1 protein-coding gene is annotated in these 261 nt (G+C 65.5%); it reads right to left on the bottom strand.

Annotated features, from left to right (window positions below):
- Positions 1-261 (bottom strand): ISAs1 family transposase (locus tag C5748_RS27590; RefSeq protein WP_146119672.1); only part of this gene is annotated, 261 nt, incomplete at both ends.

The following is a 261-nucleotide window of genomic DNA, read 5'->3' as shown; positions in this document are numbered from 1 at the left end:
TGTTGCGGATGGCGGCGGCGATTTTGGTCTGGCAGCCCATGGCGTCGATGGTCACCCGGGCGCCGGTGAGCTCCAGCCGCTCCAGCAATTCGGGGATGGCCGTGATCTCGTTGGATTTTTCCGCGCAAGCCTGTTGTCCCAGCACGAGACGCTGGCGTGCGGCCCAGGCTGAAACCAGATGCAGCGGGTTCTGTCCCCTGCTGCGGTTGTGGGCGCGGCGCGAGGTCTTGCCGTCGATGGCGACGATGTCGGGATCATCCT

This window comes from Phyllobacterium phragmitis, assembly GCF_002980495.1.
Taxonomy (GTDB): domain Bacteria; phylum Pseudomonadota; class Alphaproteobacteria; order Rhizobiales; family Rhizobiaceae; genus Paramesorhizobium; species Paramesorhizobium phragmitis.
The sequence above is the reverse complement of the archived record's forward strand: the minus strand, read 5'-3'. Positions and strand labels throughout refer to the sequence as shown.